Here is a 21,304-nt window from a genome sequence, read left to right on the forward strand (position 1 = left end):
GTGCCGCGCTGGAGCCACTGTCAGAGGCCGATTCCCTGGTTGAGGTGCGGTACCGATAGGTTTTCGATGTACCAGACCGCCAAGGAAAGGGTGATCCGTTGAGCCGCTCGGTTCTCGTCACCGGAGGAAACCGGGGCATCGGCCTCGCCATCGCCCGCGCCTTCGCCGACAGCGGCGACAAGGTCGCCATCACCTACCGCTCGGGGGAGCCGCCGCAGGCGCTCACCGAGGCGGGTGTCCTCGCGGTCCGGTGCGACATCACCGACACCGAGCAGGTGGAGCAGGCCTACAAGGAGATCGAGGAGAAGCACGGTCCCGTGGAGGTGCTGGTCGCCAACGCCGGTATCACCAGGGACCAGTTGCTCATGCGGATGTCCGAGGACGACTTCACGTCCGTGCTCGACACCAACCTCACCGGCACCTTCCGCGTCGTCAAGCGGGCCAACCGCGCGATGCTGCGTGCCAAGAAGGGCCGTGTCGTCCTGATCTCCTCCGTCGTCGGCCTGCTGGGATCGGCGGGACAGGCCAACTACGCGGCGTCCAAGGCGGGCCTGGTCGGCTTCGCCCGGTCGCTGGCCCGTGAGCTGGGCTCGCGGAACATCACGTTCAACGTCGTCGCACCCGGGTTCGTCGACACCGACATGACCCAGGCGCTCACCGACGAGCAGCGCAAGGAGATCGTGTCCCAGGTGCCGCTCGGCCGTTACGCGCAGCCCGCCGAGATCGCGGCCGCGGTGCGTTTCCTCGCGTCCGACGACGCGTCGTACATCACTGGAGCCGTCATCCCCGTTGACGGCGGATTGGGCATGGGTCACTGATCACCATGAGCGGAATTCTCGACGGCAAGCGCATCCTGATCACGGGCGTGCTGATGGAGTCGTCCATCGCGTTCCACGCCGCGAAGGTGGCTCAGGAGCAGGGCGCCGAGGTCATCCTGACGGCCTTTCCCCGGCCGACGCTGACCGAGCGCATCGCCAAGAAGCTTCCCAAGCCCGTCAAGGTCCTCGAGCTCGACGTCACCGACGACGAGCACCTGGAGCGGCTCGCCGGCCTGGTCAAGGACGAGCTCGGTTCGCTGGACGGCGTCGTGCACTCCATCGGCTTCGCGCCGCAGGACGCGCTCGGCGGCAACTTCCTGAACACGCCCTTCGAGTCGGTGGCGACCGCGATGCACGTCTCGGCGTTCTCGCTGAAGTCGCTCGCCATGGCCTGCAAGCCCCTGATGAGCGAGGGCGGCTCCATCGTCGGCCTCACCTTCGACGCGCAGTTCGCCTGGCCCCAGTACGACTGGATGGGCCCGGCCAAGGCCGCGCTGGAGGCGACCTCCCGCTACCTCGCCCGTGACCTGGGCAAGGACAGCATCCGCTGCAACCTGATCTCGGCCGGGCCGCTCGGCTCCATGGCCGCCAAGTCCATCCCGGGCTTCGGCGAGCTCGCGGACGTCTGGAACCACCGCTCCCCGCTGGAGTGGGACATGGCCGACCCGGAGCCGGCCGGTCGCGGGGTCGTCGCGCTCCTCTCGGACTTCTTCCCGAAGACGACGGGCGAGATCATCCACGTCGACGGCGGCGTGCACATGATGGGCGCCTGACCGCCCCACCGCTCACCGACGGCCGCGTACCCCTGACCGGGTGCGCGGCCGTCGCGCGTGTCCGCGGGCTCTCCCCGCGCTCTCTTCCGCGCTCGGAGGCCGCGCTCGAGTCGAAAAGCTGGCCGTTCCACCGCAGAATGTGGGGGAACCGGACTTTTGGTCAGGCTGCGGGGAGGAGATCGTTGTGCGCTCCACACGTCGCAGAACCTGGGCCCTGCTCGCCGCCGCCGCCGTCGTCGCGGGGCTGCTGACCCCGGTGGCCGTGAGCGCGGCCAACCGGGCCGGCGGCTCGGCGGTCCCCGTCGCACCGGAACCCGAGCCCTCGGGCGCGGAGTGCCGTACGTCGGTCGAGGGGTCCCGGGTGGTCGCCTACTGCCACAACCCCTACCCCAGCACGGATCTCGTCCGGCTCCACACCGAGTGCGCGCGCTGGTGGGACGTCGACGCCGACGGCGGCGCGGTCGCGGTGCAGCCGGGGCGGACGGTCAAGCTGGAGGACCGCTGCTGGAAAGAGGTCGGCTCCGCCTGGGTCAGCCACTCGGTGTCCCGAGCGGTCGGCTAGACCCGCTCCCGGAGACAGTTCAGCGCGTGCGCGGCGGCCTCGGCGGCCGCCGTCTCCGCGTCACCCGCCCTGATGGCCTCGACGAGCCGCGCGTGGTCCATATGGGCCTCCGGCCGCAGCTCCGGGCCCACGTCGTCGCGCAGGTAGTCGCGCAGCAGGTCGTTCAGATCGGCGTAGAGCTCGGCCAGCACGTCATTGTGCGAGGCGGCGACGACCGCGAGGTGCAGGGTGGCGTCGGCCGCGACGAACGCCTCCGCGTCCCCGGACGCCCACACCGCTTCGCGCCGCGCCATCAGCGTGTCCAGCTGCCGCAGGTCCCGGTCCGTGCGCCGCAGGGCGGCCAGCCGTGCGGCCGAGGACTCCAGTGTGGAGCGCAGCTCGGCGATGTGCCGTGGGTCGGCGTCCGCGAACCGGCGCTGCATCACCCCGGCCAGCTCGCTGGTCGCCACGACGTAGGTCCCGGAACCCTGGCGGATGTCCAGCAGCCCGTTGTGCGCCAGGGCGCGCACCGCCTCGCGCACCGTGTTCCGGGCCACCCCGAGCTGCTCGACCAGCTCGGGCTCGGTCGGGATCCGCGAGCCCACGGGCCACTCACCCGCCGTGATCTGGTTCCTCAGCTGCGCGATCACCTGGTCGGCGAGAGCCGAACGCCGTGTGGACGTCAGAGCCATGGTGCTCCTTGCTCGTGTTCCGGAAGGTGTGTCCGGGAGGTGCGGGCCCGTCGGACGTCCCCCCGATTGTCTCAGGGGGAGAGCGGAAGTGGACAGTCAATCATCCCATGATTCTATGATGGGTCTCATGCGCCACGACGAGACCCCGACCCTGCGCCCCTCCGCCGCCCAGGCCACCCCGGGGCCTGAGAAGTCCCAGCCCGGACCGTCCCCCTGGGTGCTGCGGATCGCGACCGTCGGCCTGGTCCTCGCCGCGCTCAACCTCAGGCCCGCCATCACCAGCCTCGGCCCCCTCCTCGAAGAGGTACGGGACGGACTGCACATGAGCGGCAGCATCGCCGGTGTCCTCACCTCCGTGCCGCCGCTGTGCTTCGCACTGTTCGGTTTCATGGCGCCACGCCTGGCCCGCCGGTTCGGACCCAGCGCCGTCGTCTGCGCGGGCATGGTGGCCATCGCCGCCGGCCTGCTGCTGCGCCCTTTCGTGGGCGGCACCGCCGGATTCCTCGCCGCCAGTGCCCTGGCGCTGATGGGCATCGCGGTCAGCAACGTCCTGATGCCCGTGATCGTCAAGCGCTGGTTCCCCGGCCGCGTCGGCACCATGACCGGCCTCTACTCGATGGCCCTGGCCCTCGGAACCGCCCTCGCCGCCGCCCTCACCGTCCCCCTCACCAACGCGCTGGGCGGCAGTTGGAAGACCGGGCTGGTGGTCTGGGCGGCCCTGGCCGTGGTCGCGGTCATGCCCTGGGTGCCGTTCCTGAAGGACCGCGGTGACGCGTCCGGGCAGGCCGCGGGAGCCTCCGCGCCGCCCGCGCCGAAGATCACCCGGAGCCGTACGTCCTGGGCGCTCGCCTGCTTCTTCGGGCTCCAGGCCACGGCCGCGTACATCACCATGGGCTGGATGCCGCAGATCTTCCGGGACGCGGGGCTCTCGGCCGGCACCTCGGGAGTCCTGCTCGCCGTGATCATGGCCATGGGTGTCCCCCTCGCCTTCGTCATCCCCCGTCTCGCCACCCGGCTGCGGACCCAGGGCCCGATCGTCCTCGTCCTCAGCGGATGCGGCCTCCTCGGCTACGCGGGCCTCTACCTGGCCCCGGCCGGCGGTGCCTGGCTCTGGGCGCTGCTGCTGGGCATCGCCAACTGCGCCTTCCCGCTCGCCCTCACCATGATCGGGATGCGTTCGCGCACCGGCGCCGGGGTGGTCAGGCTCTCGGCCTTCGCGCAGTCCACCGGTTATCTGATCTCTGTCCCCGGCCCGCTGCTGGTCGGCGTGCTCTACCAGCACAGCGGTGGATGGGGCCTGCCGCTCGCCCTCATGGCGGCCCTCCTCGTGCCCCAGACGATCGCGGGAGTCCTCGCCGGCCGGGACCGGACGATCGAGGACGAATGCTGAGATGCGACACTGTGCGCATGCCAGTGCTCGATCCGAATCCCCAGAACGGCCAGAAGAAGCTCCTCCTCGTGTTCGGGACGATGCTTCTCATCTCCGTGGTCATCGGTGTGATCGCCACGATCGCCTCCCCCTGACCCCCTGAATCCTCCTGGGGGTGGGGTCAGCCCCCCTGCCCCCTAGGGGGCAGGGGTCAGGGTCCAGTGGGTGGGTCACCGGATGGGAGCGCCGCCGTGCGGCCCGTAGCTTCGGGGTGACACAGCCGAGGACCCACGGAGGCGGACATGCCGGCCCGCACGCACACCCGGACCCACCGCCCGGCCACGGACGCCGTCGAGGTGCGGCTGCCGTGGTGGGCCGTCGCGCTGCCCGCCGTCGCCTTCGCCGCGCTCCTGCTGCTGATCGTGGAACCCGGCCCGGCCGACGCCGCGACCGCCGCCCCCGCGATCGGGCGCCTGCTGGAGTACATCCTGGCACTGCTCGCCGTCTGATCCGCGCGAAAAGCCCTCGTGGGCGAGCATGTCAACACCCAGCGCCCCGAGGCGTGATCCGTGCGAAGCTGAGGTGTATGAGCGCCGATACACCTCGCAGGATCGTCCTTCTCAGGCACGCAAAGGCAGAGTGGTCGCAGGAGTCCGACCACGAGCGGCCACTGGCGGAACGGGGCAGGAAGGACGCCCCCGTCGCCGGCCGCAAGCTGGCCGATTCAGGCACCGTCTTCGATCTCGCTCTCTGCTCGACCGCCACCAGGACCCGCGAGACCTGGAAACTGGCGGTCCACGAGTTCGAGCAGCGCCCCAGGACCGTGTACGAGGAGAGGCTGTACGAGGCCTCCCTCGGTGAACTGATCGCCCTGTTCGGTGAGACCCCCGACGATGTGCGCAACCTGCTGGTCATCGCCCACAATCCCGGCATGCACGGTGCCGCGGACGCTCTCTCCGGCGGTGCCGAGGGCGACGCGCTCGCCCGCATGACCAGGGACGGCTTCCCGACCGCCGCCTACGCCGTCGTCGAGTTCTCCGGCCCCTGGAAGAAGCTGGAACACGGCGTGGGCATGCTCGTCGAGTACTGGACGCCGAACGACTGAGCACGACGCACGAAGGGGGGCGGCGGCACACACCGTGTGCCGCCGCCCCCCTTCGTGTCCTGCCCGTGCGGCCGGTCAGTCCACGAGGCCGTCGGCGGCCTCGACCTCTTCGCGGGTGATGCCGAGCAGATACAGCACCGTGTCGAGGAACGGGACGTTCACCGCCGTGTGGGCGGCCTGGCGGACGACCGGCTTGGCGTTGAAGGCGACTCCCAGCCCGGCCGTGTTCAGCATGTCCAGATCGTTCGCGCCGTCACCGATCGCCACCGTCTGGGACAGCGGAACGCCCGCCTGCTCCGCGAAGCTCCGCAGCAGCCGGGCCTTGCCCGCCCGGTCCACGATGTCGCCCACGACCCGGCCGGTGAGCCTGCCGTCGACGACCTCCAGCGTGTTGGCCGAGGCGAAGTCCAGCCCGAGGCGCTCCTTCAGGTCGTCCGTGACCTGGGTGAAGCCTCCCGAGACCACGCCCACCTGGTACCCGAGCCGCTTCAGTGTCCGGATCAGTGTCCGGGCGCCAGGGGTCAGCCGGACCTCGGCCCGCACCTTCTCCACCACCGACACGTCCAGCCCGGCCAGCAGCGCCACCCGTGCGTGCAGGGACTGCTCGAAGTCGAGTTCGCCGCGCATCGCCTGCTCGGTGACCGAGGCGACCTCGGCCTCGCAGCCGGCATGGGCCGCGAAGAGCTCGATGACCTCGTCCTGGATGAGCGTCGAGTCGACGTCCATGACGACCAGCCGCTGGGCCCGGAGGCCCAGCCCCGCCGACATGACGGCGATGTCGACGCCGATCCCCGCGGCCTCCGTCGCGAGGGCGGTCCTCAGTTCCTCGGTCCCGGTACCGGACACGGCGAACTCGACGGCGGTGACGGGGTACTTCGCCAGGCGGAAGATGCGGTCGATGTTGCCGCCGGTGGAGGTGATCCTGGCCGCTATGGCCGCCGTGGACTCGGCGGTGAGCGGATGTCCCAGCACGGTCACATGCGAACGTCCGTCCCCACGGGGGCGGTTGTCGCCCGTACCCGAGATGATCTCGGCCTGCAGCTTCAGGGACTCCGCCCAGCTGTGCACGGTCGCCCGCAGGTCGCCCTCGGTCGTGCCGCCGGGCTCCGGCGAGGTCACCAGGGCGCACAGGACGATGCGGCCCCGGGTGACGACCTGCTCGATGTCCACGACGTCGACGGCGTAGGCGGCCAGGGTGTCGAAAAGCCCGGCGGTGATACCCGGCCGGTCCTTCCCGAAGATCTTGACGAGAAGCGTGGGGGCGTCCGTGCCCGGAGAGGGCTCGGGGGACTCAGGAGACCGAGGTGGCTGAGATGCGCTCATGGTGGTCCCACCGTATAGGGCCGCGGGGCGGGCCCCGAAGCCGTCCCGAGTGGCGGACAGCCCGCGGCCGGATCCCTACGGGGCCTCCGGGCCGGGAGACATGAGCCCCGGATGAGGTGCTCCGCACCGGTTTCTCCCGAGTCCGCGGCGGCGCCGAGCAGCCTCCGCCCGGTCTTCACACCGCCCGGCTTTCCGTTACGGGACCGCTCCTGGAATAGTTCCCCACGATGTTCAGCATCCCTAGGCTCCCTGCGACGGGGGCGACTCGGGGGACAACTAGTGGGGCGCGGAGTGCCGGAACTCGTACTGGAATTGAATGGAAGGTCCTGGACGCTCGATCCGTCCAGGTCGTACACCCTCGGACGTGATCCGCAGGGCGACATGACGATCGACGACGCCAGGGTGTCCTGGCGGCATGCCACGATCAGCTGGAACGGCCGCGGCTGGTCCATCGAGGACCACGGCAGCACCAACGGCACCTATGTGCAGGGCCGGCGCGTCCAGCAGACGGAGATCGCCGCGGGAACGTCGGTCCACCTGGGCAACGCCACCGACGGACCCCGCCTGAACCTCACCGCGGCGGCCGGTGCGGGAGCGCCCGGCGTGAAGGCGGCGGGAGCCCAGCAGCCGCAGGGCGCGGCGGGCTGGCCCGCAGCCCCCGCTCAGCAGCAGGCCCCCGCGCACCAGGCCCCCCAGCAGGCGGCCTGGCAGCAGACCCCGCAGATGCAGCAGCAGCCCCCGGTCCCGCACCAGCAGAACCGCGGCGGCGTGCCCGTAGCCGGTGCGCCCGGCGGTGCGGCGGGTGCTCCACCCGTCTACGGGGACCGCAGCCCGACCACGTTCCACCAGCTGGACCTCGGCCGTGTCATGCGCATCGGCCGTGCGCTGGAGAACGAGCTGGTCGTCTCCGACCTGCAGGTCTCACGTCTGCACGCCGAATTCCGGGCGACCCCCGACGGCCGGTTCGAGATCCGCGACCTCGGGTCCCACAACGGGACCTACGTCAACGGTCAGCCGCTCAGCAAGTCCGGCTCCGCGCTCATCGGCCCGAACGACATCGTCGGTGTCGGTCACTCGGCCTTCCGGCTGGTCGGGGACCGGCTGGAAGAGTTCGTCGACACCGGTGAGGTCTCCTTCTCCGCCCGCCACCTCACCGTGACGGTCGACGGCGGCAAGGACATCCTCAAGGACGTCTCCTTCGGCGTCCCGGAGAAGTCGCTGATCGCCGTCATCGGCCCCTCGGGCTCCGGCAAGTCCACCCTGCTCAAGGCGCTCACCGGCTACCGGCCCGCCAACCAGGGAGACGTCCTCTACGACAACCGGAACCTGTACAAGCAGTTCGCCGAGCTGAGGCAGCGCATCGGTCTGGTCCCGCAGGACGACATCCTGCACAAGGAACTCACGGTCACCAGGGCTCTGCGGTACGCGGCCAAGCTGCGCTTCCCCGCGGACACCACCGAGGCCGAGCGCACCGCCCGGATCCACGAGGTCCTCGCCGAGCTCAAGCTCGACATCCACAAGGACAAGAAGATCACCTCGCTCTCCGGAGGCCAGCGCAAGCGCGTCTCGGTCGCCCTGGAGCTGCTGACGAAGCCGTCGCTGATCTTCCTGGACGAGCCGACCTCGGGCCTCGACCCCGGCATGGACCGCGACGTCATGCAGCTGCTGCGCGGCCTCGCCGACGACGGCCGCACGGTCCTGGTGGTCACGCACTCCGTGGCCGAGCTGGCCATCTGCGACAAGCTCCTGGTGATGGCGCCCGGCGGTTCCGTCGCCTACTTCGGTCCCCCCGAGGAGGCCCTGAACTTCTTCGGCTACACCAGCTGGGCCGACGTCTTCTCCGCGTTCGAGAACTACCGCGACTACGACTGGGCGGGCCGCTGGCGTGGTTCGCAGCACTACCAGATGTACGCAGCGGACATCGACGCGGTCGCCGCGCAGCCCGTACACATGCCTTCCGCCCAGCAGATCCGCCCGCCGAAGCCCTCGGGCTGGATGGCCCAGCTGTGGACGCTGATGCGCCGCTACGTCTCGGTGATCGCGTCCGACAAGGGGTTCCTGCTCCTGATGGTGCTGCTGCCGGCCGTGCTCGGCGTGGTGAGCGTGGTCATCCCCGCGGAGTTCGGTCTGGCGGAGCCCGATCCGCCCTCCCGGTTCAACGGCAAGGCCGGAACGATCATGCTGATCCTGGCGGTCGGCATGTGTTTCGCGGCCGCCGCCAACTCCGTACGAGAGCTGATCAAGGAACGGGTGATCTACGAGCGGGAGCGGGCCACCGGCCTGTCCCGGTCCGCCTATCTGCTGTCCAAGGTGATCGTCCTCGGAGTGATCACGGCCTTCCAGGGCGTGATCATCTGCGGGATCGGCTTCTCCACCCGCGAGCTGCCGGAGGAGGGCCTCTTCATGCCTCCCGCCGTGGAGATCTGCCTGTCGATCATCGTGCTCGGCTTCACCTCGATGATGTTCGGCCTGATGATCTCCGCGCTGGTGAAGACCGCCGAGAAGACGATGCCGCTGCTCGTCATGTTCGCCATCGTCCAGGTCGTCTTCACCGGTGTGCTCTTCCAGGTCTACGGTTCGCCGGGCCTGGAGCAGTTCGCCTGGCTGATGCCGTCGCGCTGGGCGGTGGCCGCGGCCGGCACGACGCTGGACCTCGCCCACCTCATGCCGCCGTGGGACCCGAAGAACCCGACCGACCTGGACCCGCTGTGGGAGCACTCGGCCGGCCAGTGGGGCATCGACATCACGGTGATGCTCTTCATGAGCGTCGTCCTGTTCGTCGCGGTCTCCCGGATGCTGCGACGCCATGAGCCCGAGGTCATGCGCAAGTAACGGGACCGCGCCGGACCCGGAAACGCCCGAGGGCGGCAACCCCGTGGGGTGCCGCCCTTCGGCATGTGCCGGCCGGTCACGCGACGCTGCGGACCGGCGGGCCCGTTGTGCCAGGCCTTGCTCGGTGCGTGGCTCAGTACGCGCTGTCGACGTTGTCGATCGAGCCGTACTTGTCCGCGGCGTAGTTGGCGGCCGCGGTGATGTTGGCGACCGGGTCGTACTGGTCGTGCTTGGTGCCCTTGACGTGGTAGAAGTCGAAGGTCGGCTTGATGACCTGCAGCAGACCCTTCGAGGGGATGCCGTTGATCGCGTTGATGTCCCAGTTGTTGATGGCACGCGGGTTACCGCTGGACTCACGGATGATGTTGCGGTGCAGGCCCTCGTACGTACCGGGGATCTTCTTCTCGTGCATGATCGACAGGGCCTCGCGGATCCAGCCGTCCAGGTTGTTCGCGAAGACCGGCTTGCGGTCGGCGGCACGGCTGGCCTTCTTGGCGGAACGCTTCTTCGCGTCGGCCTTGGCCTTCGCGGCGGCCTTGCTCTTGGCCTCTGCGACAGCTTTCGCCTTCGCCTCGGCCTTCGCGGCGGCCTTCTTCTTCGCGGCCTCCTCCTTGGCCTTGGCCGCGTCGACGGTCGTGGCGAGACGCTCGGCCGTCGTGTTCTGCGCCAGGCCGGTGGCCTTCAGGCTCTGCGTCTGCGAGCCGGTGTAGGCGACCGGCGCGGCGGCCGCGGCGGCCTGCGGCTCGGTGGAGGCCGACGCGTCGTCCGGGACGAGCGAGAAGGCGACAGCGGCGGCGGCCAGGGTCGAGACCCCCGCGACGGAGAGCTTCTGCGCCTTGTTCAGGCGACGGCTACGGCTGGAGATGCGGGACACGGACATACAGTCGTACCTCTTCGAATAGCAGGGGTCCTCGGCGAGGACGCAGACGGAAGAGCCGGAGGCATCTCCGTCGGGGACAGCTGCAATTCTTAGCGCCAGCAAAATGGCCTGGCAAAGGTGTGACGTACGAAGCCGGGTAGTGGAAGGGGGTCTTGTTCATGCCTCCTTGTCCGGTTTGAACCTTGGCAACTTGCCCGTTTTGGGCAAACTATCCTTCTTCGTAAGTGACGTGGGCCCTATGCCTGGGCTCACATCGGAACCCCTTCCGACTCACGAATAGTTGCTACCGCGATGCGGAGCGTAAGGGGCTTTCCGGGCAGGGGGCAGCAGGAGGTGGGCGTCCCCGAACTCATGCCACAGGTACCGGTGGCCCAGCGCCTCGGCGTATCCCAGCCGCAGCGCCTCCCGCCCCGCCACCGCCTCCAGCATCAGCAGGTGCGAGGCCTCCGGCTCGTGCAGCCCGGTCAGCAGCCCGTCCACGACCTTCACCCCCCGCTGCGGCGTCACCACCAGGTCGGTCCAGCCCGCCGCGGCCCGCACCACCCCGTCCTCGCCGGCCGCCGACTCCAGCGCGCGCACCGCGGTCGTCCCCACGGCGATCACCCTGCCGCCGCCCGCCCGAGCCGCGTTGACCAGCCACGCCGTCGTGCGGGGCACCTCGAAGCGCTCCGGGTAGGGCGGCTCGTGCACCTCGGCCGAGGCCACACCCGTGTGCAGCGTCAGCGGCGCGAACTGCACCCCTCTGCTCACCAGCTCCGCCACCAGCCCCGCCGTGAACGGTCTCGCCGCACTCGGCATCTCCGCCGAGCCGCTCCCGTCGGGCGACGGCACGGCGAACACCGTCCGGTACGCCGACAGCGGCTGGTCCCGCTCCGTGTACGCGTACCGGATCGGCCGCCCGTGCCGCTCCAGCAGATCGGGCACATCCCGCGGAGCCCGCGCCCACCACAGCCTGGCCCCCTCGCCGGGCCCGAGCGGCTCCTCCAGGACCAGAGCGCCGCCGCCCGGGAGCCGGACCACCGCCCCCGCCGGGCCGCCGGGCCGCGGCCTGGTGGTCCCGTCCCCGGCCGGCCGGCGCAGCTCCACCGCCCACCGCCCGTCCTCGCCCCGGGTCGAGAAGTGCACGACGACACGCTCGCCGCCCAGCCGCGCGTTCACCGCGGCCGCCAGCGTCATCGACGTGTTGACCACCAGGACGTCACCGGGCCGGAGCTCCCCGGGCAGATCCCGGAAGGCCCGGTGCGAGACCGCGCGACCGCGCGAGACCAGCAGGCGTACGTCGTCGCGCCCCGAACCCCGCTGCTCGGCCGGGACCCGCGCCGAAAGCTCCGGAGGAACCCGCAGTGCGTCCAGCGCGGTCATCGCCCCGCCCTCCGGCCCATGTCCAGCAGCGCGGACGCCGTGTACCTGCCACCGGGCGGGCGCAGCTCCAGCAGCCGCACGAAGGCGGGTGCCACGTCCTCCGGGCGCGGGCGGGGGCCGGTGTCGTCCGGGACGGCCGCCGTATAGAGGTCCGTCGCCATGTCACCCGGGTCGACCGCCCACACGCGCAGCCCCGGCTCCTCCGCCCCGAGCACCGCGGCCAGCTGGTCGAGCGCGGCCTTCGACGCCCCGTAACCGCCCCAGGTCCCGTACGGCTCGGTCGCCGCGTCCGAGCTCACCGTGACCACCGCCCCGGCCGCCGAGGCCCGCAACAGAGGCAGCGCCTCCTGCACGAGTCCGAGCGCCGCCACCACGTTCGTCTCCAGCGCCCGCCTCAGCCCCTCCAGGGGCAGCTCCTCCAGCCGCACGAGCGGTTCGGCGCCCAGAGCGCTCGCGTTGCTCACCAGGAGGTCGAGCCCGCCCAGCTCCCCGGCGGCCGCCACCAGGGCCTCGCGGTGCGACGGGTCCGTCACATCCCCGGCCACCGCCACGACACGGGCCCCGTGGCGCCCGCCCAGCTCCGCCGCGGTCGAGCGGAGCGCCTCCGCCGACCTGGCACCCAGCACCAGATCCCATCCTCGCCGTGCCAGAGCCGCGCCCAGCGCGCGCCCCAGCCCCTTCGTCCCACCCGTGACCACCGCGACCGGCATGAGAGCCATCCCCTTGAACCTCGTACGAGCTCCGACGCCCTCCAACCTAGGAATCCGCCGGGCCCCGCCGCCTCGTCCGCCGGCCGCAACGCCGCACGGCACTTCGGCCTAGGACCGAGGCCCCGTACGAGGGAGGCCCACAGCCCGATACGGCCCCCGCACCCCCGCCGGTACGGTGACCACATGAGTCATCGCCCACCGTCGGGCCTCGCCGCGGTCAGCGCCGCGCTGCTCGCCATGAACCGGCACCTGGAGATGAGGGACGTCCTCAAGACGATCGTCGCCTCGGCCCGGGAACTGCTCGACGCCGAGTACGCCGCCCTCGGCGTGCCGGACGACCACGGCGGCTTCGCCCAGTTCGTCGTCGACGGCGTCAGTGACGACCGGTGGAAGGCCATCGGACCGCTGCCCCGACAGCACGGCATCCTCGCCGCGATGCTCCACGAGGCGAAGCCCCAGCGCCTCGCCGACGTCCGCCAGGACCCCCGGTTCGAGGGGTGGCCGGACGCCCACCCCGACATGTCCGACTTCCTCGGCCTCCCGATCCAGGACGGCGACGAGACCATCGGCGCGCTCTTCCTCGCCAACAAGCGCTGCCCCAAGCCCACGGGCGGCTGCGGATTCACGCAGGAGGACGAGGAACTCCTGGAGGTCCTCGCCCAGCACGCGGCCATCGCCCTCACCAACGCCCGGCTCTACGAACGCAGCCGTGAGCTGACCATCGCCGAGGAGCGCTCCCGGCTCGCCCACGAGCTGCACGACGCCGTCAGTCAGAAGCTCTTCTCGCTCCGGCTCACCGCCCAGGCCGCCGCGGCACTCGTCGACCGCGACCCGGCGCGCGCCAAGGGCGAGCTCCAGCAGGTCGCCGCCCTGGCCGGGGAGGCAGTGGACGAGCTGCGCGCGGCAGTCGTCGAGCTGCGCCCCGCGGCCCTGGACGAGGACGGTCTGGTCGCCACGCTCCGCACCCAGATCCAGGTCCTGGACCGGGCCCACAGCGCCCGGGTCACCTTCGGGAGCGCGGGTGTGCGGGCGCTGCCGTCCGCCCAGGAGGAGGCCATGCTCCGGGTCGCACAGGAAGCCCTGCACAACGCCCTGCGCCACTCCGGAGCCGGGCAGGTCGACGTCAGCCTCGCCCGGCACACCTCCGCCACGGTGCTGCGGGTCACCGACGACGGCTGCGGCTTCGACCCGCACGTGGTCAGGCGCGCGGGCCGGCACCTGGGCCTCGTCTCCATGCGCCACCGGGCCGGCGGCGTCGGCGGCCGGCTCACCGTCGACTCGGAGCCCGGCAGGGGCACCACGATCCAGATGGAGGTCCCCTGTGGCTGACAAGGTCATCAAGGTGCTGCTGGTCGACGACCACCAGGTGGTCCGCCGGGGACTGCGCACGTTCCTCGAGATCCAGGACGACATCGAGGTCGTCGGGGAGGCGTCGGACGGGGCCGAGGGCGTCGCCAGGACCGAGGAGCTGCGGCCCGACGTCGTCCTCATGGACATCAAGATGCCCGGTACGGACGGCATCGAGGCGCTGCGCAGGCTCAGGGCGCTTGACAACCCGGCCAGGGTGCTGATCGTCACCAGCTTCACCGAGCAGCGCACCGTCGTGCCCGCGCTGCGGGCGGGGGCATCGGGCTACGTGTACAAGGACGTGGATCCGGACGCCCTGGCCGGCGCGATCCGCTCGGTCCACGCGGGTCACGTCCTGCTCCAGCCGGAGGTCGCGGGGGCGCTGCTCGCCCAGGAGGACACGGGCGGCGGCACGGGCCGGGGGAGCACCCTCACCGAGCGGGAGCGGGAGGTGCTCGGTCTGATCGCCGACGGCCGCTCCAACCGTGAGATCGCCCGGGCGCTGATCCTGTCGGAGAAGACGGTGAAGACCCACGTCTCCAACATCCTGATGAAGCTCGACCTGTCGGACAGGACCCAGGCCGCGCTCTGGGCGGTCAGGCACGGGGCGGCGGGCTGAGGGGAGCCGCCGCGAGCCGCCGCCGGACCATCGGACGGTTCCACTCCGGTCCGGGAGTCATACCGTCGGGTGCACGCCACCCTTACGGCGCATCCTCCGCGGGGTGGCGCCCTCTCCATGCGTGCCGCGTGCCGCGTGCTTCGTGCGGCGGCCGGGGGGCGGGGGGCGGGGCCGTCGGCGGGACGGCACCGCCCCGCCGACGGTCCGCGATCAGCGGCCCCGCTCCTCCACGTACGCGTTGTACGCCGCGACCTGCGCCCGCCTGGCCACCCGCTCCACCGGCCGCAGCGCCTCTCCCCGGGCCGCGATCTCGGACGCGCTCACCGCGCCGCCGTGCCCGTTCTCATGGGCCACCGACACCAGCAGCCCCACCCGCTGGGCCAGCTCCAGCACTCGCACCGCCCGCGGCGGATAGCCCGGGGCCAGCACCTCCCGCCCCCGCTCCGCCCGGGCCCGGTACGCGTCCACCGCGGCCTCCGCGACCGGGCCGGAGCCGGCGAGGTCCAGCCGCGACAGCACCGCCGTGGCATCCCGCAACGCCTCTGCGAGCTCCCGCTCCGCCTCACCCAGCGACGGCACGTCGGCGGGCGGTGCCTCCCGGACCGGCAGGCACCGCCAGACCACCTCCACGTGCAGATCCCCGGCGGGCCCCGCCTCGCTGACCTCCGGTACGAGCCCGTACGGCGCCCCGGACGTGACGACCGCCTCCTCCGCCTCCAGCGCCCGGGCGTTGAAGTCCGGCGGCCCGCTGAGCCCCAGCGGGTGACCCGGCACCGGCAGCGCGACCCGGAAACCCGTCGCACCCAGCCCCCTCAGCCGCCCGAGCGCCAGCGTGAGCCCCACGGGCCCCGTCTCACCCGGCAGCCCCTCGACCCGGTGCACCGCGTCCTCGCCGACGATCGCGAGCGCGGCGTCGTCCGGTGACACAAGTCCGGCCAAAAGCGCGTTTCCCCATGCGGCAAGCCGCCCTGAGCGTGGTTCCGAAAGCATGGGGACAGCCTAGGGAACGGCCCCAGGGCCTGAGCACTCCTCGGGTGGCGTAGGTTTTCCCTGGGAGCTGTGCCCACAGGCACGCGACGATCTCGACACTGTATGGGGAGACAACGCGCCATGAGCGATGTACTGGAGCTGGTGGACGTATCCGTGGTCCGCGACGGACGCGCTCTGGTGGAAGACGTCTCCTGGTCGGTCAAGGAGGGGGAGCGCTGGGTCATCCTCGGCCCCAACGGCGCCGGCAAGACCACGCTCCTGAACATCGCCTCCAGCTACGTCTTCCCCAGCACCGGAACGGCAAAGGTCCTCGGCGAGCGGCTCGGCGGGGTCGGCACCGACGTCTTCGAGCTCCGCCCCCGCATCGGCATCGCCGGTGTCGCCATGGCCGAAAAGCTCCCCAGGCGCCAGACCGTGCTGCAGACGGTGCTCACCGCCGCGTACGGCATGACCGCCACCTGGCACGAGGACTACGAAGCCGTCGACGAGGAGCGCGCCCGCGCCTTCCTCGACCGTCTCGGCATGACCGATTTCCTCGACCGCAAGTTCGGCACGCTGTCCGAGGGCGAGCGCAAGCGCACCCTCATCGCCCGCGCCATGATGACCGACCCCGAGCTGCTCCTCCTCGACGAGCCGGCGGCCGGACTCGACCTCGGCGGACGCGAGGACCTGGTCCGCCGTCTCGGCCGGCTCGCCCGCGACCCGTACGCCCCCTCCATGGTCATGGTCACCCACCACGTCGAGGAGATCGCGCCCGGCTTCACGCACGTCCTGATGATCCGTCAGGGCAAGGTCCTCGCCGCAGGCCCCATGGAGACCGAGCTCAGTTCCCGGAACCTCTCCCTCTGCTTCGGCCTCCCGCTCGTCGTCGAGCACCACGGCGACCGCTACACCGCCCGCGGACTGCCCCTCGGCCAGTAGGCGCAGCACAGCCAACCTCCTCTGCGCACTGTCGTGGAAGGGGCCCGCGGTCCTACGATGACCAGGTGGACATCGACGCGTGGGTGTGGTGGCTGATCGGCGCGGTGGGACTGGGCATTCCCCTCGTCCTGACCGCGATGCCCGAATTCGGGATGTTCGCCGTGGGAGCGGTGGCCGCGGCCGTCGTCGCGGCCCTCGGCGGCGGGATCGTCGCGCAAGTCCTGGTGTTCGTCCTGGTGTCGGTGGCCCTGATCGCGGTCGTGCGCCCGATCGCGGCCCGGCACCGTGCGAGCCAGTCCCCGCACGCCACCGGAATCGACGCGCTGAAAGGCCGTCAAGCCGTCGTCCTCGAACAGGTCGACGGCAGCGGCGGGCGCATCAAGCTCGCCGGCGAGGTCTGGTCCGCCCGCTCACTCGACGCCGACCAGACCTTCGAACCCGGCCGGCAGGTGGACGTCGTGGACATCGACGGTGCGACGGCCGTAGTCATGTGAGCGAACCGGTCACACGGCAGGCCGCAGTCTGCCAAACTCGAAGTCGATCATCATGAGAATACGACCGTCATGACCGATCGACCACGATCACCGCGATCCGTCGGCAACCGAAGGGCACGAGGCACACGATGCAACCGATCATCATCGTCCTGATCATTCTGGTGGTGCTCGTCTTCATCGCCCTGATCAAGACGATCCAGGTCATCCCGCAGGCCAGTGCCGCCATCGTCGAGCGCTTCGGCCGCTACACCCGCACACTCAACGCCGGGCTGAACATCGTCGTCCCGTTCATCGACTCGATCCGCAACAGGATCGACCTCCGCGAACAGGTCGTCCCCTTCCCGCCGCAGCCGGTGATCACCCAGGACAACCTCGTCGTCAACATCGACACCGTCATCTACTACCAGGTGACCGACGCCCGCGCCGCGACGTACGAAGTCGCCAGCTACATCCAGGCGATCGAGCAGCTCACCGTCACCACCCTCCGCAACATCATCGGCGGCATGGACCTCGAGAGGACCCTGACCTCCCGCGAGGAGATCAACGCCGCACTGCGCGGAGTCCTCGACGAGGCAACCGGCAAGTGGGGCATCCGCGTCAACCGCGTCGAGCTCAAGGCCATCGAACCGCCCACCTCCATCCAGGACTCGATGGAGAAGCAGATGCGCGCCGACCGTGACAAGCGCGCGGCCATCCTCACCGCCGAAGGCATCAGGCAGTCCCAGATCCTCACCGCGGAGGGCGAGAAGCAGTCCGCGATCCTGCGAGCCGAAGGTGAGGCCAAGGCGTCGGCCCTCAAGGCCGAGGGCGAGGCGCAGGCGGTCCGTACGGTCTTCGAGGCCATCCACGCCGGGGACCCGGACCAGAAGCTCCTCTCGTACCAGTACCTCCAGATGCTCCCGAAGATCGCCGAGGGCGACGCCAACAAGCTCTGGATCGTGCCCAGCGAGATCGGCGACGCGCTCAAGGGACTCAGCGGTGCCTTCGGCAACCTCGGCAGCGGGGCGCCCGGCTTCAACACCGGCACGGAGCGCAGGGAGCAGCCCCCGGTCGAATGACCGCGAAACACCTTCGTGCATGATCAGTGAGGCCCCTCGACCTTCATGGCGGGGAGGCATCACTGACCATCGAAGGAGATGGCCTTGTCCATCTGGGAAATGCTCGCCGTCTTCGCGGCAGGTGTCGGCGCCGGAACGATCAACACCATCGTCGGTTCCGGCACGTTGATCACCTTTCCGGTCCTGCTCGCCACCGGTCTGCCCCCGGTCACCGCGACCGTGTCCAACGCCCTCGGGCTGATCCCGGGCTCCATCAGCGGCGCCATCGGCTACCGCGCGGAACTCACCGGCCAGCGCCGCCGGACAGTGAAGCTGAGCGTCGGCGCGCTCGTCGGCGGCCTCACCGGTGCCACCCTCCTGCTGGCCCTGCCCTCCACGGCGTTCGAGACGATCGTCCCCGTCCTGGTGGCCCTCGCCCTGGTCCTGGTTATCCTGCAGCCGCGCATCAGCCGCGCAGTGCAAAGCCGCCGTGAGCGCACCGGCAGGGCAGCCCGCCCCGACGGCGGGCCCCTCCTGTTCACCGGCCTGATGCTCGCCAGCGTCTACGGCGGCTACTTCACAGCGGCCCAGGGCATCATCTACCTCTCCCTCATGGGCATGCTGCTCGACGACACGATGCAGCGCCTCAACGCCGTCAAGAACGTCCTCGCCGCCGTCGTCAACAGCGTCGCCGCGCTCTTCTTCCTCTTCGTCGCCGACTTCGACTGGACGGCGGTCGTCCTCATCGCGGTCGGTTCCGCGATCGGCGGCCAGGTGGGCGCCAAGGTCGGCCGCAGGCTCAGCCCGCGCTTCCTGCGTGCCCTGATCGTCGTCGTCGGTACCGTGGCCATCGTCCAACTGCTGCTGCGCTGAGGGTCGGAGCCCGCCCCTCCGCGACGGGGGTACGGGCTCCGCACCCGTGCCCATGGGTGGACCAGGCGCTCACGCCGCCGAGCGCGTCAGCCACTCAGGCAGCGCCGAGCGGTCACCTGAGCCCAGCGCGAGCAGCATCGCGTCCGCCGGCGACGGCACGAACGGCTCACGCAGCAGCGGCATGCCCGCCTGCTCCGGGGTCCGGGCCGCCTTGCGGTGGTTGTCCTCCGCGCACGAGGCCACGGTGTTCAGCCAGGTGTCCTGGCCGCCCTGGGCCCGCGGTACCACGTGGTCCACGGTGCTGGCCCGCCGCCCGCAGTACGCGCACCGGTGCTGGTCACGTATCAGTACACCCCGTCTGGACCACGGAGCGTGTCTTCGGAAGGGCACCCGTACGTACCGGCAGAGCCTGATCACCTGAGGCACCGGGATGTCGACGGCGGCACCGCGCATACGGAGCCCGGGATGCGACTGCTCGACGACGGCCTTGTCCTGCAGGATCAGGACGACGGCGCGGTTCAGCGTCACCGTCGACAGTGGCTCGAAGCTCGCGTTGAGTACAAGTGTGTCCCGCATCCCGCCCACCTCCCGTGTGCCGCCCGTCTGTCGGCGGGCCCGGAACAACTCTGTCCGGGCGGACCGTGATGGACAACGCAATAAAAAGTGCCCTGCCCTGATCTCTCCAAGACCAGGGCAGGGCAAACGGGAGGCGAACGTTCAGCTTTCGGGGGCGGCGTACTCCCCGATCAGCTGGGCCCGGCCCAGTGTGTGGAAACGCAGGTTGAATCCGACGACGGCGGGCGAGGCGTCACTGTCCGGCCCGAGCTTCTCGGTGTCCACGGCGTACACGGTGAAGACGTAGCGGTGGTTCTCCCCGGGAGGTGGCGCGGCTCCGCCGAACTCCTTCGCCCCGTAGTCGTTGCGGGCCTGCACGGCACCCTCGGGCAGCCCGTCGAACGCCCCGCTCCCCGCGCCGGCCGGAAGCTCCGTCACGGTGGCGGGGACGTCGAAGAGCACCCAGTGCCAGAATCCGCTGCCCGTGGGCGCGTCCGGGTCGAAGCACGTCACCGCGAAGCTCTTCGTCTCCGCCGGGAACCCCTCCCAGCGCAGCCGCGGCGAGGTGTTGCCCGCCGCGAACACCTGCGCGTCCGCCAGCACGGCACCCGGCGCGAGGTCCTCGCTCACCACGGTGAACGCGGGGACCTCGGGATGGAAGTCGTGCGGCAGCGGCGCCCTTTTCGGCTCGGTCACGTCAGCACCTCTCCTGATCGGCTGTGCGATGTCTTCCCACCGACCCTAGGGGGTGATCAGAGCCAGTTGCGCTGACCGCCGACCTGGGCGAGCCACTGGTTCAGGTAAGCGGCCCAGTCCGTGCCCTGGAAGTCGTTCAGACCCACCTTGAACGCGCGGTAGGAGTCACTGCCCTCGCTGAAGAGCCCCGGCTTCTTGTCCATCTCCAGGATGACGTCCATCTCGCGGTCGTCCGCGACGAACGTCAGCTCCACCTGGTGCAGACCCCGGTACTGCTGGGGCGGGAAGAACTCGATCTCCTGGTAGAACGGCAGGCGCTGGCGGGTGCCGCGGATGTGACCGCGCTCCATGTCGGCGCTGCGGAAGCCGAAGCCCAGCTGCCCGAAGGCGTCCAGGATGGCCTGCTGCGCGGGCAGCGGGTGCACGTTGATCGGGTCCAGGTCTCCCGAGTCCAGGGCGCGGGCGATCTCCAGCTCGGTCGTCACCCCGATGTTCATGCCGCGCAGGTGCTGCCCGGCGAACATGGTGATCGGCGTCTCCCAGGGGATCTCCAGGCCGAAGGGCACGACGTGCACCGCGCCGGCCTGCACCTCGAAGGCACCCCCGAGACGCAGCTTGGTGAACTCGATGTCCTGCTTCGTCTCCTGGTCCCCTCCCTCGACCTCGACCCGCGCCTGCAGGCCGACCGAGAGACCCTCGATCTGCTGGGCGACGGATCCGCCCTGGATCCGTACCTCTCCCTGCACGACCCCGCCGGGGACGACGTTGAGTTCGGTCAGCTCGGTCTCGACCGAAGCACCGCCGGCACCCATGCTCGCGAGCAGCCGCTTGAAACCCATGTTTTCCTCCTTGGTCCTGACCCCTACATACGCGCCATGACCGTAGCCGGTTCCCGTCGCGCCGAGCCCAGTACCCTCGGACGCTATGAACGTGGGCATGGACCGAAGGCCGCTCGGGCGGGACTTCTTCGACAGGTCGGCCCGGGAGGTGGCACCCGACCTCCTGGGCCGTGTGCTCGTCCGGAGCACCGGCCAGGGCACCGTCGGGCTGCGGCTCACGGAGGTGGAGGCGGGGGAGGCCGACCCCGGCTCCCACGCGTTCCGCGGCCGGACGGCCCGCACCAGCGTGCTGTCCGGCCCGTCGGGACATTCGTATGTCTACTTCACCTATGGAATGTGAAGGCAGTCAGCATGAATGTCGATCTTCTCGCCCATCCCGCCGAAGAGGTCGCCCCCAGGCTGCTCGGGAGCGTCCTCACCTGCAAGACCTCCGAGGGAACCGTGCGCCTCGCCGTCACGGAGACTGAGGCGTACTCCGGTGCGGCCGACCCGGCTTCCCATGCTTACCGGGGCCGGACACCCCGTAAC

24 protein-coding genes and 1 pseudogene (1 of these 25 running past the window's edge) are annotated in these 21,304 nt (G+C 70.6%); 16 read left to right on the plus strand and 9 right to left on the minus strand.

Translation table 11 applies throughout. The features are described from left to right. Positions 1 to 98: 98 nt before the first annotated feature. The 3 genes from fabG to LWJ43_RS26200 all read left to right on the plus strand — a co-directional run bounded on the left by fabG (position 99) and on the right by LWJ43_RS26200 (position 2,153). Positions 99 to 818 (plus strand): 3-oxoacyl-[acyl-carrier-protein] reductase, encoded by a 720-nt coding sequence (gene fabG, locus LWJ43_RS26190; protein WP_277334653.1) that lies wholly within the window; start codon positions 99 to 101, stop codon positions 816 to 818. 5 nt (positions 819 to 823) lie between these two features. Then, a complete protein-coding gene (fabI, locus tag LWJ43_RS26195; RefSeq protein ID WP_277334654.1) occupies positions 824 to 1,591 on the plus strand; it encodes an enoyl-ACP reductase FabI in 768 nt (255 codons plus the stop codon). A 184-nt stretch (positions 1,592 to 1,775) separates the two neighbouring features. After that, on the plus strand, positions 1,776 to 2,153 hold the full coding sequence (locus tag LWJ43_RS26200; protein ID WP_277334655.1) for a hypothetical protein: 378 nt from the start codon (positions 1,776 to 1,778) through the stop codon (positions 2,151 to 2,153). On the opposite strand, the gene LWJ43_RS26205 is transcribed toward LWJ43_RS26200, so the two are convergent. Next, positions 2,150 to 2,824 (minus strand): FadR/GntR family transcriptional regulator, encoded by a 675-nt coding sequence (locus LWJ43_RS26205; RefSeq protein ID WP_277334656.1) that lies wholly within the window; start codon positions 2,822 to 2,824, stop codon positions 2,150 to 2,152. The genes LWJ43_RS26200 and LWJ43_RS26205 overlap by 4 nt on opposite strands. Positions 2,825 to 2,942: 118 nt before the next feature. On the opposite strand from LWJ43_RS26205, the gene LWJ43_RS26210 reads away from it, so the two are divergent. The 4 genes from LWJ43_RS26210 to LWJ43_RS26225 all read left to right on the plus strand — a co-directional run bounded on the left by LWJ43_RS26210 (position 2,943) and on the right by LWJ43_RS26225 (position 5,298). Next, positions 2,943 to 4,214, plus strand: coding sequence for a CynX/NimT family MFS transporter (locus LWJ43_RS26210; protein ID WP_462100912.1), 1,272 nt, complete (start codon positions 2,943 to 2,945; stop codon positions 4,212 to 4,214). Positions 4,215 to 4,231: 17 nt separating this feature from the next. Continuing rightward, positions 4,232 to 4,348, plus strand: a complete 117-nt coding sequence (locus LWJ43_RS26215) for an SGM_5486 family transporter-associated protein (RefSeq protein WP_086010434.1) — start codon at positions 4,232 to 4,234, stop codon at positions 4,346 to 4,348. 147 nt (positions 4,349 to 4,495) lie between these two features. After that, complete coding sequence (locus LWJ43_RS26220; RefSeq protein ID WP_277334658.1) at positions 4,496 to 4,702, plus strand: hypothetical protein; 207 nt, start codon at positions 4,496 to 4,498, stop codon at positions 4,700 to 4,702. A gap of 77 nt (positions 4,703 to 4,779) precedes the next feature. Then, positions 4,780 to 5,298 (plus strand): SixA phosphatase family protein, encoded by a 519-nt coding sequence (locus tag LWJ43_RS26225; protein ID WP_277334659.1) that lies wholly within the window; start codon positions 4,780 to 4,782, stop codon positions 5,296 to 5,298. Positions 5,299 to 5,373: 75 nt separating this feature from the next. Here LWJ43_RS26225 and serB read toward each other — a convergent pair whose 3' ends face one another. Continuing rightward, positions 5,374 to 6,621, minus strand: a complete 1,248-nt coding sequence (serB, locus tag LWJ43_RS26230; RefSeq protein ID WP_277334660.1) for a phosphoserine phosphatase SerB — start codon at positions 6,619 to 6,621, stop codon at positions 5,374 to 5,376. Between the two features lie 279 nt (positions 6,622 to 6,900). On the opposite strand from serB, the gene LWJ43_RS26235 reads away from it, so the two are divergent. Beyond that, positions 6,901 to 9,453, plus strand: coding sequence for an ABC transporter ATP-binding protein/permease (locus LWJ43_RS26235; RefSeq protein ID WP_277334661.1), 2,553 nt, complete (start codon positions 6,901 to 6,903; stop codon positions 9,451 to 9,453). Positions 9,454 to 9,586: 133 nt separating this feature from the next. Here LWJ43_RS26235 and LWJ43_RS26240 read toward each other — a convergent pair whose 3' ends face one another. The 3 genes from LWJ43_RS26240 to LWJ43_RS26250 all read right to left on the minus strand — a co-directional run bounded on the left by LWJ43_RS26240 (position 9,587) and on the right by LWJ43_RS26250 (position 12,405). Beyond that, positions 9,587 to 10,333, minus strand: coding sequence for a transglycosylase SLT domain-containing protein (locus LWJ43_RS26240; protein WP_277334662.1), 747 nt, complete (start codon positions 10,331 to 10,333; stop codon positions 9,587 to 9,589). Positions 10,334 to 10,603: 270 nt separating this feature from the next. Beyond that, on the minus strand, positions 10,604 to 11,695 hold the full coding sequence (locus tag LWJ43_RS26245; protein ID WP_277334663.1) for an S-adenosylmethionine:tRNA ribosyltransferase-isomerase: 1,092 nt from the start codon (positions 11,693 to 11,695) through the stop codon (positions 10,604 to 10,606). Next, positions 11,692 to 12,405: an SDR family NAD(P)-dependent oxidoreductase gene (locus tag LWJ43_RS26250; RefSeq protein WP_277335996.1), complete on the minus strand. Its 714-nt coding sequence runs from the start codon at positions 12,403 to 12,405 to the stop codon at positions 11,692 to 11,694. The genes LWJ43_RS26245 and LWJ43_RS26250 overlap by 4 nt, the downstream gene beginning before the upstream one ends. A 183-nt stretch (positions 12,406 to 12,588) precedes the next feature. On the opposite strand from LWJ43_RS26250, the gene LWJ43_RS26255 reads away from it, so the two are divergent. Both LWJ43_RS26255 and LWJ43_RS26260 read left to right on the plus strand, forming a co-directional pair. After that, positions 12,589 to 13,734 (plus strand): GAF domain-containing sensor histidine kinase, encoded by a 1,146-nt coding sequence (locus tag LWJ43_RS26255; RefSeq protein WP_277334664.1) that lies wholly within the window; start codon positions 12,589 to 12,591, stop codon positions 13,732 to 13,734. Beyond that, positions 13,727 to 14,371: a response regulator gene (locus LWJ43_RS26260; RefSeq protein WP_277334665.1), complete on the plus strand. Its 645-nt coding sequence runs from the start codon at positions 13,727 to 13,729 to the stop codon at positions 14,369 to 14,371. The genes LWJ43_RS26255 and LWJ43_RS26260 overlap by 8 nt, the downstream gene beginning before the upstream one ends. 210 nt (positions 14,372 to 14,581) lie before the next feature. Here LWJ43_RS26260 and LWJ43_RS26265 read toward each other — a convergent pair whose 3' ends face one another. Continuing rightward, positions 14,582 to 15,361, minus strand: coding sequence for a hypothetical protein (locus LWJ43_RS26265; protein WP_277334666.1), 780 nt, complete (start codon positions 15,359 to 15,361; stop codon positions 14,582 to 14,584). A 120-nt stretch (positions 15,362 to 15,481) separates the two neighbouring features. Here LWJ43_RS26265 and LWJ43_RS26270 point away from each other — a divergent pair, with 120 nt between their 5' ends. The 4 genes from LWJ43_RS26270 (at position 15,482) to LWJ43_RS26285 (ending at position 18,686) form a co-directional block, all read left to right on the plus strand. Continuing rightward, positions 15,482 to 16,282, plus strand: a complete 801-nt coding sequence (locus LWJ43_RS26270) for an ABC transporter ATP-binding protein (RefSeq protein ID WP_277334667.1) — start codon at positions 15,482 to 15,484, stop codon at positions 16,280 to 16,282. A gap of 65 nt (positions 16,283 to 16,347) precedes the next feature. Beyond that, positions 16,348 to 16,776, plus strand: coding sequence for an NfeD family protein (locus LWJ43_RS26275; RefSeq protein ID WP_277334668.1), 429 nt, complete (start codon positions 16,348 to 16,350; stop codon positions 16,774 to 16,776). A 128-nt stretch (positions 16,777 to 16,904) separates the two neighbouring features. Next, the gene (locus tag LWJ43_RS26280) at positions 16,905 to 17,834 is read left to right on the plus strand and encodes an SPFH domain-containing protein (RefSeq protein ID WP_277334669.1); all 930 of its coding nucleotides are present in this window, start codon (positions 16,905 to 16,907) and stop codon (positions 17,832 to 17,834) included. A 78-nt stretch (positions 17,835 to 17,912) separates the two neighbouring features. Beyond that, positions 17,913 to 18,686 carry a sulfite exporter TauE/SafE family protein gene (locus LWJ43_RS26285; protein WP_277334670.1) on the plus strand — a complete coding sequence of 258 codons (774 nt, stop codon included), beginning with the start codon at positions 17,913 to 17,915 and terminating at the stop codon, positions 18,684 to 18,686. Positions 18,687 to 18,755: 69 nt separating this feature from the next. Here LWJ43_RS26285 and LWJ43_RS26290 read toward each other — a convergent pair whose 3' ends face one another. The 3 genes from LWJ43_RS26290 to LWJ43_RS26300 form a co-directional block, all read right to left on the minus strand. Next, positions 18,756 to 19,262, minus strand: a complete 507-nt coding sequence (locus LWJ43_RS26290; RefSeq protein ID WP_277334671.1) for an HNH endonuclease — start codon at positions 19,260 to 19,262, stop codon at positions 18,756 to 18,758. 141 nt (positions 19,263 to 19,403) lie between these two features. Next, positions 19,404 to 19,937 carry a YbhB/YbcL family Raf kinase inhibitor-like protein gene (locus LWJ43_RS26295; RefSeq protein ID WP_277334672.1) on the minus strand — a complete coding sequence of 178 codons (534 nt, stop codon included), beginning with the start codon at positions 19,935 to 19,937 and terminating at the stop codon, positions 19,404 to 19,406. 56 nt (positions 19,938 to 19,993) lie between these two features. Next, positions 19,994 to 20,776 (minus strand): sporulation protein, encoded by a 783-nt coding sequence (locus LWJ43_RS26300; protein ID WP_277334673.1) that lies wholly within the window; start codon positions 20,774 to 20,776, stop codon positions 19,994 to 19,996. Between the two features lie 85 nt (positions 20,777 to 20,861). Between LWJ43_RS26300 and LWJ43_RS26305 the strand changes: the two are divergent. After that, positions 20,862 to 21,113, plus strand: a pseudogene (locus LWJ43_RS26305) (DNA-3-methyladenine glycosylase); the annotation flags it as partial. A 14-nt stretch (positions 21,114 to 21,127) separates the two neighbouring features. Further along, positions 21,128 to 21,304: the 5' end (the start) of a DNA-3-methyladenine glycosylase gene (locus LWJ43_RS26310; protein WP_277334674.1), read on the plus strand. Its footprint extends 435 nt past the window's final position; the window shows 177 of its 612 coding nt (coding positions 1–177); its start codon is at positions 21,128 to 21,130; the stop codon falls past the right edge of the window.

The organism is Streptomyces sp. JH34 (genome assembly GCF_029428875.1).
GTDB lineage: Bacteria > Actinomycetota > Actinomycetes > Streptomycetales > Streptomycetaceae > Streptomyces.

What these genes read in the sequence shown, in the direction of transcription:
- fabI (WP_277334654.1), top strand. Translation starts at nt 824, where the DNA reads ATGAGCGGAATTCTCGACGGCAAGCGCATCCTGATCACGGGCGTGCTG.
- LWJ43_RS26205 (WP_277334656.1), bottom strand. Translation starts at nt 2,824, where the DNA reads ATGGCTCTGACGTCCACACGGCGTTCGGCTCTCGCCGACCAGGTGATC.
- LWJ43_RS26210 (WP_462100912.1), top strand. Translation starts at nt 2,943, where the DNA reads ATGGGTCTCATGCGCCACGACGAGACCCCGACCCTGCGCCCCTCCGCC.
- LWJ43_RS26215 (WP_086010434.1), top strand. Translation starts at nt 4,232, where the DNA reads ATGCCAGTGCTCGATCCGAATCCCCAGAACGGCCAGAAGAAGCTCCTC.
- LWJ43_RS26220 (WP_277334658.1), top strand. Translation starts at nt 4,496, where the DNA reads ATGCCGGCCCGCACGCACACCCGGACCCACCGCCCGGCCACGGACGCC.
- LWJ43_RS26225 (WP_277334659.1), top strand. Translation starts at nt 4,780, where the DNA reads ATGAGCGCCGATACACCTCGCAGGATCGTCCTTCTCAGGCACGCAAAG.
- serB (WP_277334660.1), bottom strand. Translation starts at nt 6,621, where the DNA reads ATGAGCGCATCTCAGCCACCTCGGTCTCCTGAGTCCCCCGAGCCCTCT.
- LWJ43_RS26240 (WP_277334662.1), bottom strand. Translation starts at nt 10,333, where the DNA reads ATGTCCGTGTCCCGCATCTCCAGCCGTAGCCGTCGCCTGAACAAGGCG.
- LWJ43_RS26245 (WP_277334663.1), bottom strand. Translation starts at nt 11,695, where the DNA reads ATGACCGCGCTGGACGCACTGCGGGTTCCTCCGGAGCTTTCGGCGCGG.
- LWJ43_RS26250 (WP_277335996.1), bottom strand. Translation starts at nt 12,405, where the DNA reads ATGCCGGTCGCGGTGGTCACGGGTGGGACGAAGGGGCTGGGGCGCGCG.
- LWJ43_RS26255 (WP_277334664.1), top strand. Translation starts at nt 12,589, where the DNA reads ATGAGTCATCGCCCACCGTCGGGCCTCGCCGCGGTCAGCGCCGCGCTG.
- LWJ43_RS26265 (WP_277334666.1), bottom strand. Translation starts at nt 15,361, where the DNA reads ATGCTTTCGGAACCACGCTCAGGGCGGCTTGCCGCATGGGGAAACGCG.
- LWJ43_RS26270 (WP_277334667.1), top strand. Translation starts at nt 15,482, where the DNA reads ATGAGCGATGTACTGGAGCTGGTGGACGTATCCGTGGTCCGCGACGGA.
- LWJ43_RS26280 (WP_277334669.1), top strand. Translation starts at nt 16,905, where the DNA reads ATGCAACCGATCATCATCGTCCTGATCATTCTGGTGGTGCTCGTCTTC.
- LWJ43_RS26285 (WP_277334670.1), top strand. Translation starts at nt 17,913, where the DNA reads ATGGCCTTGTCCATCTGGGAAATGCTCGCCGTCTTCGCGGCAGGTGTC.
- LWJ43_RS26290 (WP_277334671.1), bottom strand. Translation starts at nt 19,262, where the DNA reads ATGCGGGACACACTTGTACTCAACGCGAGCTTCGAGCCACTGTCGACG.
- LWJ43_RS26300 (WP_277334673.1), bottom strand. Translation starts at nt 20,776, where the DNA reads ATGGGTTTCAAGCGGCTGCTCGCGAGCATGGGTGCCGGCGGTGCTTCG.